At 47.2% G+C, this 16,996-nt stretch carries 19 protein-coding genes; 9 read left to right on the top strand and 10 right to left on the bottom strand.

Going from position 1 to position 16,996, the window contains the following annotated elements:
- Positions 1-3 precede the first annotated feature (3 nt).
- Positions 4-1,065: a MerR family transcriptional regulator gene (locus tag A372_RS0125865; RefSeq protein WP_019423828.1), complete on the bottom strand. Its 1,062-nt coding sequence runs from the start codon at positions 1,063-1,065 to the stop codon at positions 4-6.
- Positions 1,066-1,264: 199 nt separating this feature from the next.
- Positions 1,265-1,492, bottom strand: coding sequence for a small acid-soluble spore protein SspI (gene sspI, locus A372_RS0125860; RefSeq protein WP_019423827.1), 228 nt, complete (start codon positions 1,490-1,492; stop codon positions 1,265-1,267).
- Positions 1,493-1,783: 291 nt separating this feature from the next.
- Between sspI and A372_RS0125855 the strand changes: the two genes are divergently transcribed.
- From A372_RS0125855 to A372_RS0125845, 3 genes are all read left to right on the top strand, one after another.
- Positions 1,784-2,452, top strand: a complete 669-nt coding sequence (locus A372_RS0125855) for a potassium channel family protein (protein WP_019423826.1) — start codon at positions 1,784-1,786, stop codon at positions 2,450-2,452.
- Positions 2,449-3,303, top strand: a complete 855-nt coding sequence (locus tag A372_RS0125850; protein ID WP_019423825.1) for a TrmH family RNA methyltransferase — start codon at positions 2,449-2,451, stop codon at positions 3,301-3,303. Before A372_RS0125855 ends, A372_RS0125850 begins: the two co-directional genes overlap by 4 nt.
- Positions 3,304-3,501: 198 nt before the next feature.
- Positions 3,502-4,026 carry a GrpB family protein gene (locus tag A372_RS0125845; RefSeq protein ID WP_026011297.1) on the top strand — a complete coding sequence of 175 codons (525 nt, stop codon included), beginning with the start codon at positions 3,502-3,504 and terminating at the stop codon, positions 4,024-4,026.
- A 55-nt stretch (positions 4,027-4,081) separates the two neighbouring features.
- Here the strand turns inward: A372_RS0125845 and A372_RS0125840 are convergent, their stop codons facing one another.
- Together A372_RS0125840 and A372_RS0125835 are read right to left on the bottom strand one after the other, a co-directional pair.
- Positions 4,082-5,620 (bottom strand): ABC-F family ATP-binding cassette domain-containing protein, encoded by a 1,539-nt coding sequence (locus A372_RS0125840; RefSeq protein WP_019423823.1) that lies wholly within the window; start codon positions 5,618-5,620, stop codon positions 4,082-4,084.
- A gap of 369 nt (positions 5,621-5,989) precedes the next feature.
- On the bottom strand, positions 5,990-7,324 hold the full coding sequence (locus A372_RS0125835; protein ID WP_083858943.1) for an MFS transporter: 1,335 nt from the start codon (positions 7,322-7,324) through the stop codon (positions 5,990-5,992).
- 335 nt (positions 7,325-7,659) lie between these two features.
- Between A372_RS0125835 and yunB the strand changes: the two genes are divergently transcribed.
- Positions 7,660-8,661, top strand: coding sequence for a sporulation protein YunB (yunB, locus tag A372_RS34745; RefSeq protein ID WP_019423821.1), 1,002 nt, complete (start codon positions 7,660-7,662; stop codon positions 8,659-8,661).
- An 82-nt stretch (positions 8,662-8,743) separates the two neighbouring features.
- Here yunB and A372_RS0125825 read toward each other — a convergent pair whose 3' ends face one another.
- Complete coding sequence (locus tag A372_RS0125825) at positions 8,744-9,862, bottom strand: M23 family metallopeptidase (RefSeq protein WP_019423820.1); 1,119 nt, start codon at positions 9,860-9,862, stop codon at positions 8,744-8,746.
- A 172-nt stretch (positions 9,863-10,034) separates the two neighbouring features.
- Here A372_RS0125825 and lipA point away from each other — a divergent pair, with 172 nt between their 5' ends.
- Together lipA and A372_RS0125815 are read left to right on the top strand one after the other, a co-directional pair.
- The gene (gene lipA / locus A372_RS0125820) at positions 10,035-10,922 is read left to right on the top strand and encodes a lipoyl synthase (protein WP_019423819.1); all 888 of its coding nucleotides are present in this window, start codon (positions 10,035-10,037) and stop codon (positions 10,920-10,922) included.
- A 101-nt stretch (positions 10,923-11,023) separates the two neighbouring features.
- Positions 11,024-11,611, top strand: coding sequence for a YutD family protein (locus tag A372_RS0125815; protein ID WP_026011295.1), 588 nt, complete (start codon positions 11,024-11,026; stop codon positions 11,609-11,611).
- Positions 11,612-11,760: 149 nt separating this feature from the next.
- Here the strand turns inward: A372_RS0125815 and A372_RS0125810 are convergent, their stop codons facing one another.
- Both A372_RS0125810 and ylbJ read right to left on the bottom strand, forming a co-directional pair.
- The gene (locus tag A372_RS0125810; protein ID WP_019423817.1) at positions 11,761-12,594 is read right to left on the bottom strand and encodes an NAD kinase; all 834 of its coding nucleotides are present in this window, start codon (positions 12,592-12,594) and stop codon (positions 11,761-11,763) included.
- 129 nt (positions 12,595-12,723) lie between these two features.
- The gene (gene ylbJ, locus A372_RS0125805; RefSeq protein ID WP_019423816.1) at positions 12,724-13,986 is read right to left on the bottom strand and encodes a sporulation integral membrane protein YlbJ; all 1,263 of its coding nucleotides are present in this window, start codon (positions 13,984-13,986) and stop codon (positions 12,724-12,726) included.
- A 519-nt stretch (positions 13,987-14,505) separates the two neighbouring features.
- Here ylbJ and A372_RS0125800 point away from each other — a divergent pair.
- The 3 genes from A372_RS0125800 (at position 14,506) to A372_RS39155 (ending at position 15,888) form a co-directional block, all read left to right on the top strand.
- Complete coding sequence (locus A372_RS0125800; protein WP_019423815.1) at positions 14,506-14,886, top strand: globin domain-containing protein; 381 nt, start codon at positions 14,506-14,508, stop codon at positions 14,884-14,886.
- 80 nt (positions 14,887-14,966) lie between these two features.
- Positions 14,967-15,686: a DUF2225 domain-containing protein gene (locus A372_RS0125795; RefSeq protein ID WP_019423814.1), complete on the top strand. Its 720-nt coding sequence runs from the start codon at positions 14,967-14,969 to the stop codon at positions 15,684-15,686.
- 79 nt (positions 15,687-15,765) lie between these two features.
- The gene (locus A372_RS39155) at positions 15,766-15,888 is read left to right on the top strand and encodes a hypothetical protein (protein ID WP_019423813.1); all 123 of its coding nucleotides are present in this window, start codon (positions 15,766-15,768) and stop codon (positions 15,886-15,888) included.
- A gap of 81 nt (positions 15,889-15,969) precedes the next feature.
- On the opposite strand, the gene A372_RS0125785 is transcribed toward A372_RS39155, so the two are convergent.
- The 3 genes from A372_RS0125785 to A372_RS0125775 all read right to left on the bottom strand — a co-directional run bounded on the left by A372_RS0125785 (position 15,970) and on the right by A372_RS0125775 (position 16,874).
- Entirely contained in the window at positions 15,970-16,338 is a 369-nt protein-coding gene (locus tag A372_RS0125785) for a hypothetical protein (protein ID WP_019423812.1), read from the bottom strand.
- A gap of 126 nt (positions 16,339-16,464) precedes the next feature.
- Positions 16,465-16,695, bottom strand: a complete 231-nt coding sequence (locus tag A372_RS0125780) for a hypothetical protein (protein WP_019423811.1) — start codon at positions 16,693-16,695, stop codon at positions 16,465-16,467.
- Positions 16,692-16,874, bottom strand: coding sequence for a YycC family protein (locus tag A372_RS0125775; protein ID WP_019423810.1), 183 nt, complete (start codon positions 16,872-16,874; stop codon positions 16,692-16,694). Before A372_RS0125775 ends, A372_RS0125780 begins: the two co-directional genes overlap by 4 nt.
- Positions 16,875-16,996 lie beyond the last annotated feature (122 nt).

Below are 16,996 nucleotides of genomic sequence, written 5' to 3'. Positions count from 1 at the left end.
CGTTCACACTCCTTTCTTTTTTCGTACAACAAGCAAATGCATCAAGTGATTGAGCTGAGCGGCGGTTACCTCGTAGCGCTGCTCCAACCATGAGATTAAGCGGGAGCGATCCGCAAAAAACTCGTCGTGAATCGCTTCAACGGAACACGTATCTCCCTTTGCTTCCAGATCAGCAATAAATGCTGACCGGTGCGCTTGATCAATGAACATTAGATCGGCAACAACGAGACGCCCCTCTGAATCTAGCAGTCGTCCCATCTCTTCAAGGGCGATTTCTTTCTGTTCATCTGTCAAGCGATGGAGCGCATAGCTTGTCACGATAAAATCGAACTTCTCGTCTGCAAGCGGCAAGGCCATCATATTGCCTTGAAGGAGCCGGATGGATGGCCATTTCTCCTGACAGCGCTCCAGCATCGCTGCAGATTGATCCACCCCTGTCATCTCTGCTTCAAGGAGCAGGCAGCGCCCCGCTAAGTTGCCTGTCCCTATACCTACTTCCAGCCCGCGCTCTCCCGGCTTCGGAGCGGCTTCTTGGCATACGCGATCCAAGATCTGTTCGTAATCGGCATGTACTCTGAGCGGGTCTGTATTCACGTACACGGCGTTATCGTATTGAGTAGCCTGCGCATCGAAATTCCAGCGATCGGTCCAATCGCTGCGCAGCTTCTGATAGCGGCGTGATTGTTCGCCAATATGATGCAGTTTTTTCACAACAACCTCTCCTTTTTGGTTATGATCCATATCGAGTAAATTATCCAGCAGACCAAGCAAGCGCTTCAGCTCCGTATATTGTAAAGCAAGTACTTGACGCTTCTCTGTTAAATAAGGACGTAATGCCTCCATTTGACCGGCTTCTGCCTCATCGATACAACAACGAATGTGCTCCAAGGACAAATTGAGTTCGCGCAATGCACTGATAGTACGCAATCGGTCGATGTCTGCTTCTCGAAACACGCGATAGCCATTATCTTCTTGCTTCATAGGGGACAGCAGCCCCTTCTGTTCATAAAAACGCAGCGCCCTTGTCGTCATGCCCAACGCCGCCGCTGCTTCTTGGATTTTCATGCATTCAACTCCTTTTGCCATCATTGTACCGCTTGACGCTGCGTCAAAGTAAAGACATCTACGATAAAAATAAAAATAATAGCTTGATAACTCGTTAAACAACGGAAAAAGACACGGAATAGGCGCCGGCTGGCACGAGCCGATCCTTTTCCGCGTCTGAGGTTCATGAGTCTGCGCTAAACAAGCAAAAAAGCATAGGTTATTGTGGGCCTTGTCCTTCGTGCAGCTTATGCTGCAACGTATCGACAAGTTGTTGACGCATTGTATTGTCGCTTTCTTTCCAGATCATTTCGAACAATACGCCAAGTCCAGGAAGCGCACGTTCGTCATAATCGATAGAGCCCTCGATCATTTCGATAATGTCCGCATCTGGCTTATTCGTTACTTTTTGGACGATGGCTTGACGCAAATTAAGGGTGACGGCCATTGGGTATTCCTCCTTCCTTCACGTTCCGCATGTTCGCCGGTCTGTTCGTATACATATAGCCGAAGTCCTGTTTTATCCTTTTTCTCAAAAAATGGGGGCGTGAGTCGCACAAGATGTACGCAAGACACGGTTACACTACATACAGAAGGTTACCTTGCGGCTTCGCGTATAACGTTCCCTAAGGTTTTCGTCCTCATGCATTGATTGTCAGACAGACAAATTTCAACAAACGGGATGAGCATGGTATAATAATTGCATTGATAAGTGTCGGTATATGGGGAAGGTGAGTCTATGGCTGCAAAAAAACAATTTGCAATTATTGGTATGGGGCGATTCGGTTCCAGCATTGCGCAAAGCTTAAGCAAGATGGGCTTTGAAGTGCTTGCAATCGATTCGAGCGAACAGAAAATACAAGAAGTCGTAAATATGGTGACGCATGCCGTATCCGCAGATTGTACAGATGAGGAAGCGCTTAAAGCGTTAGGTGTCCGTAATTTTGACGTTGTCGTAGTGGCCATCGGACAGGATATTCAAGCCAGTATTTTAACGACATTAATATTGAAGGATCTCGGCGTGCCGAAAATAGTGGCGAAAGCGCAAAATGAGCTGCATGGTAAAGTGCTAAGCAAAATTGGAGCCGATAAGGTAGTGTTCCCGGAACGAGACATGGGGACACGGGTAGCGCATAATCTGATTTCTCCTAACATTTTGGATTACATCGAGCTGTCGGATGACCACAGTATCATTGAAGTACGCGCATCTTCGCTCATGGTTGGCAAGAACTTGAAGGAATTGGACATTCGCGCCAAATACGGCTGTAACGTGATGGCGATTAAAAATAATGGCAAGACGAATATTTCTCCTTATGCGGAGGATCGCATCAAAGAGGGCGATATATTGGTCATTGTTGGCCTTAACGATCATTTGCACAATCTGGAGTTGGCATATTCCGAATCATGAGAGAACAGACAATTACATCGCTGCAAAATATAAGAGTGAAGCAATGGGCTCAGTTGAAAGAGCGCAAGCATCGGAATAAGGAAGGCCGGTTCATCGTAGAGGGAATCCATCTCGTGCTTGAAGCGCTTCGTTCTGACGCCAACGTCGAGACGGTAGTCTACGATTTGGAAGCCGGCATTCCGCAAGAATTGATCACATATGGGCCCAGCAATATTTATAATGCTGCCTTAGGCAAGGCTCAAGACGACAGTGCTGCCCCTGTAAACGTGGAATGGATTGCGGCTACGGACGCCATTATTCGCAAATGCTGTGATACAGATACGCCCCAGCCTGTTTTTGCCGTGGTGCAGAAATGGGAGGCAGATGGGCTGCAAGCTTTGCTTGGCGCCAAGTCTGCGCTTGTCGTAGTCGTCGATGGAGTGCAGGATCCCGGCAACTTGGGAACGATTATACGAACGGCTGATGCGGTCGGGGCGGACGGCGTGGTCATAGGTAAAGGAACGGTCGATCTATACAATGCTAAGACCGTGCGTTCTACTATGGGCTCGTTATTTCATCTGCCAGTTGTGGAAGGGAATTTAACGGCACTGCTGCCGGAAGCGAAAGCCTGCGGGGCGCGGCTTGTGAGCACAAGTCTGCAGGCGTCGCATTCGTGCTATAGCTACAATTATTGCGCTGCCACCTGGATCATCGTGGGGAATGAAGGTCAAGGCGTATCTGACGCGGTGCAGGCGTTGGTGGATGACACCATCATCATACCGATGCGCGGTCAAGCCGAATCGCTGAACGTCGCGATGGCGACGACCGTGCTGCTGTACGAAGCGATGCGTCAGCGTCATTATTCTAAATAAGTGCCTCATGCGGCAAAATACTGTGCGCAAACCGACACTGGCCTTAGTATAATACGCTTAGCCCCCCCAGCATGAAACGGGCTTTTTATGATAACGAAGACGGGGACAGGAGTGGGAACGAATGCTCTTGCTCCCGTTTTTTCGCTCCATCGATACCTCTTTTTTCAAAGGAATATAGGAAGGGAGAGTATGTTGATAATGGCAGAACGAACTAGAGTTATCGAGGTTGTTCCTTACGATGCGGAATGGAAAGAACAATTTAATAACATTAAAGAAATGATTACTGGTTACATCGGTGATTTCATTTTGAAAATAGAGCATGTTGGCAGCACCTCTATAGAAGGATTAGCGGCTAAGCCGATTATTGATATAGACGTAGTCATTGAGAGCTACAGCGTGTTGCCTGAAATTATTGATCGTTTAGCCAAGGAAGGATTTGAACATCAAGGAAGCTTGGGAGTGGAGGGCCGGGAAGCCTTCCAAAGAACATTTGACGACGGGTATATGAAATACCACCTTTACGTATGTCCAAAAGACGGAAAAGGATACTTGGAACATATTGCATTGCGTGATTATCTTCGCGCCAATGAAGCTGCCCGCAATGATTATCAATCGTTAAAATTACAACTGGCGCAAGTTTATCGCTATGATATTGATAAATATGTCCATGCAAAAACGAAATTTATAACAGATATTTTACATAAAACAATCTATCGCCATTAAAAAACGAAAAGAAAAAGGTATCAACAGAGTGAAATCACTCCATTGATACCTTTTATTAATTATTGCACCAACCTTGCACTTGCCAGATCTGTGTTACCCAGTCTTCGTAAAAGTCCGGCTCGTGAGAAACAAGCAGAATTGTGCCTTTATATTTTTTGAGTGCCTCTTTAAGCGCATCCTTGGCACGAACATCCAGATGATTCGTCGGCTCATCCAATACAAGCACATTGCTTGCTGTCAGCATCAGCTCACATAAACGAACCTTACTCTGCTCTCCGCCGCTTAATGAGCTTAGCGGCTGCCGTATATGCTTGTCTGTGAGGCCAGACATTGCTAATGTTTGCCGAATCTCTTTTTGCGTCAAATCAGGCCGGTATGACCATAATTGTTCGAGCGCTGTGAGGGTTGAAGCGAAATCCTCTTGTGCAAAGTAAGCTGCTTGTACTCGTTCGCCTAATTGCACAGTGCCGCTTATCGGCTGCAGATGCCCTAATAATGTTTTGAGCATTGTGGATTTTCCGATTCCGTTATAGCCAACGATCGCAATTTTTTCACCGCGTTTGATTAGTAAATCAATCGGTCCGAACAGTGGCTCTGAATAGCCAATCTGTATATTTTTTGCCTCTATAATCCGGTTCACGGGATCGGTGTTTACTTGAAACATAAAACGAGGCTGTGGCCCAGATGTCGGTCTATCGATGCGGTTTATTTTCTCGAGCACCTTTTCACGGCTTTTCGCTTGCTTAGCTTTCCGATTTCGATTTTTTTGTATAAAGCTTTCCAGCCTGTCAATTTCTCTTTGCTGCCTTTCATATCCAGCTTGAATCTGTTGTTTGCTTTGTTCGTAGCTGCTGAGAAATGCTTCATAATTCCCTGTATACCGCTTGAGCGTGAGATGCTCTAAATGGTAGATCACAGTTGTAATTTCATTTAAAAATCGTTCGTCATGCGACACAACAAGGTAAGCATGTTCGTAGCTTTTTAAATATCCGATAAGCCAATCAATGTGCGAGTCGTCCAAAAAATTTGTCGGTTCATCAAGCAACAGCACGTGCGGCTCTTCTAATAGCAGCTTACCTAATAACAGCTTCGTACGCTGGCCACCGCTAAGCTTCTCCACATCGCGGTCTTTGCCTAGCTCTAAAATGCCCAATCCAGCGGCAATTTCTTCTATTTTCGCATCAATCTGATAAAAATCAGAATGCTCCAGTTTATTTTGCAGCTCACCATACTGTGCCAGCCATCGTTCGAGTTCATCATCTGCTTCAGCCATTTTCTCTGCGATTTGCAGCATGCTTTGTTCTATCTCATACAGATGAGCAAAGGCGCTTCGCAAATATTGCATAATGGTAGTACCCGGCTTCAAATCAATGTGCTGCTGCAAAAAGCCAATGTTAACATGAGGATGCCATTCCATCGTCCCTGCATCAGGCAGCAGTTCTCCAGTCAAAATGCGCAGCAGTGTCGATTTGCCAGCTCCGTTGCTTCCGACGAGTCCGGCGTGCTCTCCTGGAAGCAATCGAAAACTGATATCTTGAAATATTTTTTTATCGCCGTACATATGGGTAACTTGTTCAACAGTTAATATACTCATTTTATTCTCTCCTTTTCGCTTCACGTTCAAAGCCAACCGAGAGAACAGCATCTTAAAGATCGTATTCAATTTGTAACATTCAAAATAAACAAAAAATGGGTAAGGTGAACGCACACCTTACCCATTACAAAGCTATCTTGTAAGAAAGGAATATGGTTCTTTATCACCTGTTCTTCGGTTGGCTTAGATGAAAAATGGGCAGATCTCTCCCGTGCTAAGCCAAATTCCGTTTTAGAACAGTTGATAAAATCATCATTTCCTTTCCACCTCATTAAAAATTATTGTCGTTACATGGAGAAGTATACTTAGCCGCCCGGTGCCATGTCAAGTGAACGCATGCCCAACTAAAGAATTCCACTGTGTGCACTCTCATTTTTTTGCCCCTAACATGAAAGACACTGCAAAACCGCTAAGAAGAACGAATGCAGCTAAGCTGTAAGGCAAGTTGATATTCAAGTCGATCAAGATACCTGCCAGAGCCGGTCCGATGATGTTACCCAGGCTTGTATACGTGGAATTCATTCCTGCGACAAAGCCTTGATCTTTATCTGCCGCCAATGTGGATAGCATCGATGTAACTGCAGGACGCAGTAAACCGCAAGTCAAAAATACGACAAAGGTAACAGCCGAAATTATCCAAAATCCTTCGACGAATATGGAGAGAAAAATAAAAACTGCGGCGAGAGCAAAATTTGCTTGAATGAGTTTGATTTCGCCAAATGTTTTAACGAGCTTATTAAAAAAGATAACTTGCACAACTACTCCGAGAACACCACTGACTGTAATGATTCCTGATATTTCTTTCGGGGTAAAGCCGAACTTGTTGGAAACAAACAATCCTAGCATCATTTCATACGATGACAATCCAAAAGCGAGTATGAAGACAATAATGAAAGGCACAAAATATAAAGGCTGAAACGATTTTTTCATTTCTTGCATAAAACTTGTCTTTATTTTATTTGCTATCATTTCATTTCGCTTTGCTGCAGATAATGGCTCCTTAAGTATCGTTAACGACAAAATAGCTGCCATTAATCCGATAGCAGAGGCAAAAAAGAAAGGCACGCGCAAGCCGAAATCTGCAATAAATCCACCGATTCCTGGACCGATAATATAGCCGCCGCTAATTGCGGCTGATAGAAATCCAAATGCTTTAGGCCGTTGCTCCATCGTTGTTATATCAGCTATAAAAGCGGTAACCGCAGGCATGATGCACGCAGCGCTAAATCCAGCTAATATTCTAGAAGTAAAAAGCATTCCGACGCCATTTCCAATCCCAAACAGAAATTCAGCAAAAGAAAAGAGCAATAAGCCCAAAACCATCATTTTCTTTCTTCCGACTTTATCAACCCAGACTCCAGTAATTGGAGAAAAAATTAATTGGGCAAAGGCAAAAACTGAAAACAGGTAACCCATCACTGCGCCATTTAGCTGCAATTGTTTCATATAGGATGGCATGACAGGGACGACAAGACCAATTCCTAAAAATGCAATGAATATATTCGATAACACCAAAAATAACGATACCCCTTGTTTGTTCGCCAAACTCCATTTTTGTTCCATGTTTGCTGACATCTTATTCTCTCCTTTTCGCTTTGCGTGCAAAGCCAACCGAGAGGACAGCAGCAATAAAGAGCATATTCGATTCAATGGATCGCAAAAATAAATATAAAAAATGGGCAAGGTGAACACCACCTTACCCATTACAAAACTAATTTTGTAAGAAAGGAATAGAGTTCTTTATCACCTGTTCTTCGGTTGGCTTAGATGAAAAAATGGGCAGACTTCTCCCGTGTTAAGCCAAATTCCGTTTCAGAACAGTCGATAAAATCATCATTTCCTTTCCACCTCATTAGAAATTTATAGTTATACGTTAGCAAGTATACGTAGCTGCCAGCTGTTATGTCAAGATAGTTTGGGTTCCCCGACAAGCTCACGGCCCATGGACAGGACCGTTCTTCTTTTTTTGTGGCTGTCCGCATACACTGGGAACGTACAGACTGCTCATTTCAAGCCGAGCCAGAAGGGGGGGATATGATTTGAGCAGATGGCGGCCAGGCTGGCGCTCGGGATTTCGTACGCGCAGATGGCAGCTGCCCCAAATATCGTTCAGCAAAAGGCGAGCTTCTGGATGGCGTTCAACAGGCTGGCGCAAAGGTGTCCGTCCGTTGGGAAGCGGAAACGCGAACACCGCGCTGCAGTGGCAAAATCGGCCGGCTAAGCCGCGCCGCAAACGGAGGCTGTTCTTTATTGCGCTCGTAATATTTGTGCTGCTGTCGGTGCAAATGTTCGTCTATGTGGATAAAAATGTACGGGGACCGTTAATGCATCTTGCGAAAATACGGGTGAAGCAAATTGCGACGCAGGCGATTAACAAAGCGATAACCGAGCAGGTGATGCGGGGCAGAGAGCTCAATAAATTAATCGAATGGAAGACGGATTCACGCGGCAAGGTGACCAGTGTCGCCTTAAACTACAATGAGCAAATGCGAATTACGGCTGATACGGTCGATGTCGTTCAGTCGACGCTGAATCAAGCAAATGAGCTCAAGGATCATATTCCGGTCGGCCAAGCGTTGGGCAGTCCGCTGATCGCATCGTTCGGGCCGCGCATTCCGGTGCGGATGGAGCCGCAAGGAGCAGCGAAGGTCGAGCTTAATACCCGTCCTATGGACGTCGGCATCAATATGGTAATCATTGAAGTCTATATAAAAGTAGTGGAGGAAGTGGCGATTGTCATTCCATTCGATTTGGAGCCTGAGGTGGTGGAGACGGAAATCCCGATTTCCTATCTGCTCGTCGTAGGCGATGTGCCGATGTATTATTATGACGGCAAAGGACAACCGGTTGGCACTAACCGTGAGAAGGCGCCTGCGCTGTCATTGCCGATGCAGTCCTCGCCAGGGGGGGCGATAGGAACATCTGTGCCTCAGGACGGCGTCAGCGTTCCTTCACAGACAGAGACGCATACAGAGCCTTCACAGCCAGTTGAGGCAAACACAGAACCATCTGTGCCTGTGCAAGGACAGGGACACGAGTAAAGTGAAGGAAGCGGCCCAGAGGCCGCTTCTTTCGTTTCAATTCAATTCTTGTGCGCCAGCGCATTTATGGCTGCATGCGGCACTACTTTTTTGTCTCTTTTGCAGGCTTAGCAGTAGAATCTTGCTTCACTTTTTTTGGCTGCTTCAGCTTTCGCTTGTCCGCTTGCTCCCATTGATGAAGCAGCGGGTACGGATCGAACGCGTATTCCACCAGCCCCCGATCTCGGTAGACGCCATAATGCAAATGCGGCGGGAACTTGCCTGATGTCCCCGGCTTGCCATACCCTGAGCTTCCGACCCACCCGATCGTTTGTCCTGGTGTGACAATATCACCGATTTTAATATTTTTCTCATAGCCGGATAGGTGGGCGTAGTAGTGATACAGGTTGTTCAAATCGCGGATTCCAATTCGCCAACCGCCGTAACGGTTCCAGCCTTTCACCTCAACAATGCCGTAGCAGGTGCTGCGCACGGGCACTCCATAACCAGCAAATATATCGGTGCCTTCGTGAATTCTGAATCCGCCGTAATGCCGTCCCATGCCCCAAGTGCTGCGGTATGAATAGGTGGACTTTACTGGCAGCGGGAAAGCGTGTTCGAACAGCTGCAGTTGGTCAAAATGTTCATAGATGCGTGCGAATTGTTTCACCCGCTGCACTGCTCTGGGATTGGAATAATAATTCCATAAACCCCTGCCGAAGTCGTCCTCGTGCGGCCCGTAAGACCCAATTAATGAAGCGACACTGTACAGCAGGTCGGTATCGTTGTTAGCATCGGCACGTTCATCTCCTGAACCGTCGCGCCCAACCCCTTTGAACAATGAGATCGATTTCGGATTTTGATCCTCAATATCCGGGTTCATGAGGCCTACCCATTTCGGGGGCTCGACGAAAACGCCGGTTAACCGTTTTGGATGCTCTCGTTTTTTTTGATTGGCCTTCGTCAATGTTCGTTCGTATTGATCGATAGCCGCCAGACGATACCAGGGTATACCGGTGACCACGCTCATTTTTTCATATAAGTCTCGTCGTTCCCTCCATACCTCGCCACCTGAATCGGCTGTTGCAGGCAACTCATCTGCAAAGGTGCGCACCGACATTTCGTTACGGCCCAAGGAATGCGCTGGCGATGCGCCAAGCGGTGAGCTAAAGCAAATCGATAAGGCAAGACTTGCAAGCAATACAGATGCAACTTGTCTCATGCGGCATTTTCCTCCTTCTTCCATATCCGAAAGGAATGATTTAATGTTAGAATGTGCGTTGATAGCCTTTTTATCCAAGGAGATGGACACGCAGGTATGGATTTTTGAGGGTTCATGGTATAATACTGAATTAGGTCAAGGTTAAGCGAACAGAGAAGGAAGGGTACACTTCATGAAAACGATAGAGCAGAAACCAGACTGGATACGCATCAAACTGACCACGGGAGAGAATTACACCGAGATTAAAGATATGATGCGCTCCAAGACGCTGCATACGGTATGTGAGGAGGCGCGTTGTCCGAACATATACGAGTGCTGGGCTAATCGCACGGCAACGTTCATGATTTTGGGTGATATTTGTACGCGTGCTTGTCGCTTCTGTGCAGTGAATACTGGTATGCCGACTGAATTGGACTTGCAAGAGCCAGAACGTGTGGCTGAAGCCGCTGAACGCATGGGCTTACGACATTGCGTCGTTACTTCTGTCGCCAGAGATGATCTGCAAGACGGAGGAGCTTCTATCTTTGCGGAGACGATTCGCGCGGTCCGCCGCCGGATGCCATTGTGCAGTGTAGAAGTGCTTATCCCCGACTTCATGGGAAATTGGGATGCGCTCCGTATCGTGATGGACGCCAAACCAGATATTTTGAACCACAATGTGGAAACAGTAGAACGGATGTCAGATCGTGTGCGGGCCAAGGCGAAGTACGAGCGCACTCTAGAATTGCTGAAGCAAGCGAAGGCGATGCAGCCGCAAATTCCAACAAAATCAAGCATTATGCTTGGTGTTGGTGAAGAGTGGGATGAAATATTGCAGACGATGGACGATTTGCGTGCCGTAGATTGTAATATTTTGACGATTGGACAATATTTGCAGCCGACTAAGAAACATTTGAATGTTGAAAAATATTATCGTCCGGAGCAATTTGCAGAGTTGAAGGACGAAGGATTGAAGCGCGGATTCAGCCATGTCGAATCAGGACCGCTTGTACGCAGCTCCTACCATGCGCATGAACAAGTGAAATCTGCTCATCAGACGATGGCTTTATCCCAAGCCTAGGCATATCGCAAGCCGCGGCATGTGGACCCGGGGTCAAGAGGCAGCGCGCTCATCCGTTCGTGCTTGAGCCTGTCATCGACGGGGAAGGGGGAATCACGGACGTGATTCAAGTTGGAGGCAGAACGTACGAAGTAATTCAAGAACACAAAGATGCATGGAATCCGGAGGCGTTCCGAAGCCGATATAGCGAAGTGTTGGAACGGTATGATTACATACTGGGCGATTGGGGTTACAGTCAGCTTCGCTTAAAAGGCTTCTTTAGGGACAATCATCCGAAGTCCACTAAAGAATCGGGCGTATCCAGCATGATGGATTATATTAATGAATATTGCAACTTCGGCTGTGCTTACTTCATTCTTGAGAAGGTCAGCAATAAAGATGCGCGCTTGCGTTCGGGTACTGACCAAGGGGATGAAGCGGAGCAGGAAGGCGCAGCTGCATTGGAAGATACCGGTGAAGAAGCGGCGCCGCAAGCGAAGCAAGGCATATCATTGCAGCCGAAGACGGCCGCCAACGAATCTTCAGCCGAGCAGACTCCAAAACCAGCCTCGTCGGAGCGCAAACCGCGTCAGCATCGCAATCGCCACAAGCATAGCGGTAAGGGCTCTGCAGCGCCGAATGCGCACGCACAACAGCGCAGCTCAGCGGAGTCGAAAGAGCCGCGTGAAGCGAAGGAAGTTCGTTCATAACCCATTCATCAACAAGCCTTGCCGAGCGGAAATTTGGATAAGGCTTGTTTTCAATGAATTAGAATGCTCTACATCTGAAGATGGTACAGCTTCAGCTTGCAAAAAAAGGTGCGTCCTTTGATAAGGACGCACCTTTTTTCGTATGCAAATTATACATTGTAGTGTCCGTGCTCATCATAGCCGAGAAACGCCTCGCGCACGCGATTCCAGAACGGAAACGGCCGGTAGCGAATGAATGTTACGGTCTGATCGGCAACCCGGCAGCGAATCGAGCGAAAGTGGTCAATTGGGATGTTCACATGATCGACCGTCAACAACAGCTTCTGCTTCTTGCGTGGATGAATGTCGAAATGGTGATGCTTAGGCAAAATAAGCGACGATCCGAGTGTGCGGAACACGCGGTTGTTGATGGATGCTATCTCGGCAAGCTGAATGGACGGGATGGAGGGGTGCACCATAGCCCCGCCAAGGCTCTTGTTATAGGCCGTGCTGCCGGACGGGGTGGATACGCATATCCCATCTCCGCGGAACATCTCAAACAGTTCGTCATTAATATCGATTTGAGCGACGAGCGTGTTCTCGACGCCCTTCAATGTAAATTCATTTAAGGCAATGTATGTTCTCTTGCCGGTATCTTCGCCATCCAATTGCAGCTCAATGAGCGGATACTTGACGATACGCGGATAAATCTGGTCCTTCGAACGGTTCTCGGCCATCAACTGAACGAGCAGTTCGATTTCATTCGGCTTCCAATCAGCGTAGAAGCCAAGATGACCGGTATGAATGCCGACGAATGCGATTCGATCAAGTTGTCCAACATAGCGGTGAAAGGCTTGGAGCATCGTTCCGTCACCGCCGATCGATAGAACAATCTCAGGCTCCTCATCATCACAAATGAGACCCTGGCCGTTAGCTAAACGGTGAAACGTCTCGGTCAAAGAGACAGAGATGTCGTCTCCTCGGTTTAATACTGCGTATTTCAAGGCGCTGACTCCTTTGTTATGCGGTAATGTAATGTATAACCGTGTTATAGAACACATCAACTCCATATTATACGTTCCGCATGAGGAATACAATCGCCATTTCGGGTAAAGTGGCGATGGCGATGGAAGTTATCTGCGATTCAAGCGCATCGTCTCGATCAAGAAGGAGATAAGACACATCAAGATGAAGAAGAGCGCTGCCAGCACAAGACCGACTCTCATTGAACTCCAAGCGGTCTCCCAAGGAGACATCCATGCAGCCGAGTGCCCTTGATATGGAAGCCAGGCGGAGAGCTGCGGTTCCAATCGCATGAGGAGCGGATATAACCAATACGCGGCCACAGCAGCCCCCACACTATGGACAAGCCTGGCGAACAGAAATGGCATATACCTTAAATCGCTTTGGTTCATTATACTCGCGATTTGAGCATGGACCGATAGTCCGGCCCAAGACAGCACCCAAGCGGCTGCCACCACCTGTGCATGGGTTCCGGCAGAGACGGCTGCGCCTGCGCTCTTTGCACCTAAGGTGACTTCAAATAAACCTCCCGTGAAAGCGGGAGCCAGATCCGGAGATAAGTGAAAGGTTTGCAGCAGCAGCTGAAGCAGATGCTCCCAGAATGGCATAATTCCAATGACGGCGAGCAAATCCATGACAACGGAAAAGAAGACGACAAGTCCACCGACAACGATCATCAGCTTAAGTGAGGAATCGACTGCTTCTTTGAGCAGGGTTCCTAACGGTCTGCCATCCTGCTTCCTTGCTTCATGCATGGCATGAAAAGCTCTCCGGAAAATGAAAGTTCCCTTGATATTACCAACCCCTTTTGCAGGAGAAGTGTTGTCCATTGGGGTAAGTGGCGCATGCGGTGCGTAGAATCGCATCACAATTCCGACGAGAAGCCCAGAGCCATAATGGGCGAGTGCTAGTGTTAAGGCGAGGCCAGCATTTCCGAAGAAGCTGACCGCCACAGCCCCAATGAGAAAGATCGGATCGGACGAGGTAGTGAATGCAACGAGTCGCTCGCCTTCTTCGCGTGTAATTAAATTTTGTATGCGCAGCCGTGTCGTCAGCTTGGCACCTACCGGGTATCCGGAAGCATAGCCCATCGCGACTACGAAGCCCCCGATGCCGGGGATGCGGAACAAAGGGCGCATGACGGGATCAAGCAGCGTCCCGATAAAGTGCACAATACCAAAGCCTAGCAGCGCTTCGGAAATAATAAAAAAAGGCAATAGTGAAGGAAACAGCACGTCCCACCAAATGGACAGGCCACGTGTGGCTGCATCCAAGACAGTGGAGGGATGCGCTGCCATTAGGATAAGAAATAGGCCACATACACCTGCGATAAGCAGTGGTGCCAAATAAGAACGGCTTGTCCTGCGTTTCATGGGCACTCTCCTTTCACGGGGCCTGCACGAATACTCCATTCAAACATATGATGACATAAAGGCAAACATGCCACACCAAGCAGCTGCTGAAGTATCTACAGTCTGATTTTGTAATCAAAATGTAAAGTAAACGCTTGCAGAAGGACGTATATTTTTGGGTACCATTGTGATAAAATAAATATAAAGAACGATGAAACGCGTAGAAGTTCGTTAGGGGTGATGAGGATGAGTATAATCGCTGGCATCCTTGTTTGCGCTTTCGTCTATGTCATTCGAGAGTCGTTAATGGGACCGCAGGAAGAGGATTGGGAAAGATAATTCAATTACGTCACGGCGCTGATCACTATTCAGCGTTTTTTTGTGCAATTATACCCTTGTGGCGGTGAGCATTAGCGTAAATGAATTGAAAACGTAGTGCTTTTATAATAAAGTGATGAGCAGAGACTACTAATTATTATAGGGCTGAAGGAGGGGAGTCCGAAGTGTTATCCCTTCTTATGCCAAAAGACAGGAGTGCGTATGGAAAGATATAAACAGACGATATATGAAGCGATCGGGGGGGAAGCGACTGTTCGACGAATAGTAGAGGCCTTTTATCCGAACGTGCAAGCTGATCCTCTAATCGGTCCGCTGTTTCCGGAAGATATTATGCCCGTCATGGAGAAGCAGTTCATGTTCCTGACACAATTTTTCGGGGGACCGTCACTCTTTTCCGATGAATACGGACATCCGATGATGCGGGCGCGTCACATGCCGTTCCCGATTACCCGCGAACGTGCAGATGCGTGGTTAGGGTGCATGCGTGAGGCGTTGATAGAGATCGGCTTGGAGCCTGCGCTGCGAGACATGGTGTTGGAACGCTTGTCGGGACCTGCTTATCATTTCATTAACACCAATTAGTTCACAGCATAAGTTCCGATAATGTGGTAAAGTTCCCTCATCACTTACATATTAATCAGCAAGAAGGAAGGGACACTTTAATGGAGGTTGAACCACTTTACCTGTTACAAGTCGAATGTCCATATTGCAAGAACACATTCCAATCGTCACGCGTAAGGTCGCGTTTTAAAAAACCGATTCATATCGACAGTGATTTTTGTCCGCATTTCGGTGAGGATAAAGTGAATCCCGACTTTTACGTCGTGCGAGTCTGTCCAGAATGCGGCTGCGCCTCGACAGAGAATTCACTGAAGCAATGGCTTCCTACCCATCGGAAAGATTTTGAAGAAGTTGTAGCTTCCCAATGGAAATCGCGGGAATACGCAGGCGAGCGTACATGGGAACAAGCGTTGGAAACTTATAAGCTCGCCTTGCTGACCGCCCAGACGATCGGAGAAAGCAAGCGCGTCGTTGCCGGTCTGCTGCATCACATTGCATGGCTGTACCGCTATCGGAACGATACGAAGAACGAGCTGCGCTATCTGCGTTTTGCCCTGGATTCGTATATTAGTGTATTCGAGCATGAATGGCGTGACCAGAACGATGCCCGCCTCATCTATATTATCGGTGAGCTGTACCGCCGGCTGGGTGATCTGAATGAAGCTGCGAAGTGCTTCGGCCGGATTATTCACGACAAGCGCATTATGGATGCCGCGATGATTCGCGCGGCACGCGAGCAGTGGGCCGCCATTCGGGAGCAGATGGCGGAGGAAGGGAATACGCCGCCTGTCGTTAGCATCGGCGGGGGATTCACACAATAATGTTCAACTGGCAAGCTGGTTCCTGAGATTAAAAGGGAGCCAGCTTGCTTGTTGTTGTCGAGCTCAGGAGTAAGATCCATTGGAAAACATACAGCAGGATGTGGCGATTGCGGGGCTAAAAGGCGCTTGGACTGCATTTTATCCAATGGATCTGGCTTATTTTCAGCGGTTGCTGTTGAAAGAGTGCCAAAACACTGGATGATTTCCAATGGAACCTGTCGTACAGAGGGATATGCCACTGTTTCACTGTACGAAATCCAATGGAGATTGAAATAATAGTTAACTAATATACCTTTAAATCCCCCGTCTCCTGCTTGCCATTCCAACGGATTGTTATTTGAACTGGCTCCTCTATCTTTTTCTGTCCAATAAGACGCACATTCGAATTGTACATAAATGGTGTTGGATTCGAGTTAGGATCGTTGCCTGATAAATGCAGGGTCTTGCTTTCGAATTGATAACCAAAATCTGTAATCGATTGCTCATTTCCTAAATACTTGATTTCATATTGAAGCTGCTCCAAATTTCCTCGTTGAATGATTTTAACTTCCCAATTTTCCGTCTTCCCCATAAATTTTGTATTACCTGAGCATCCGAACAGGAGCAGAAAGGTACAAAAAATAAATAAAATGGTGAAAATTTTCTTTTTCATATTAATCACCTTTCATTTTTGAAAAAAGGTATAGAAAAATCCCCTTATCACATTCCAGTTGGCTTGTTACACCAAGGTGCTTTACCAATGTCTACGATAAGGGGTGTAGTTCATCAAACTTCATGTTTAACGAATCTGGCGGTCAGCCAACAAGTAATCGCTATCCACATCTACGATGACGATACGGTTCCGGCAGCATGGAAATACGAGCAGCCGTTTCTTGCCGTCGCGAATATCCGGCAGTTCTTGCGGTTTCAATGGGAGCAAGACATTATCTTTATGACAGAACGGGCAGCTTGAAATATAAATATCTCCCATGATGTGATCGTAAGGCAGCGTATTTTCTAATGGTATCATTTCGGATTCTCCGTCGAAGTATGATCATCGGCAGCAGAAGACTCAGCTTCGGCTTGGGCCAGCTCGGCAAGCTTCTTCAATAAAATATGCTGCGGCATATGCATAAGCTGCTCCATGGGGACGCCGAGCGCTTTCGATAACTTCAACGCGGTATCCGCTGAGATTTGCAAAGGTCTCATGCGCTATAATCCTCCCTGTGCGAGTAAGTTTAATTTTGGTATAGTTTAGTTATACACGGTCAAGGTGCAAAACTCAAACAGTGCGTGTTCAAGAAGAGCTTTTGAACAACCTCATATGCCTT

The organism is Paenibacillus sp. OSY-SE, assembly GCF_000283315.1.
Taxonomy (GTDB): Bacteria; Bacillota; Bacilli; order Paenibacillales; family Paenibacillaceae; genus Paenibacillus_B; species Paenibacillus_B profundus.
Note: the sequence above shows the minus strand (reverse complement) of the source record. Positions and strands in the feature narration are given on the sequence as shown.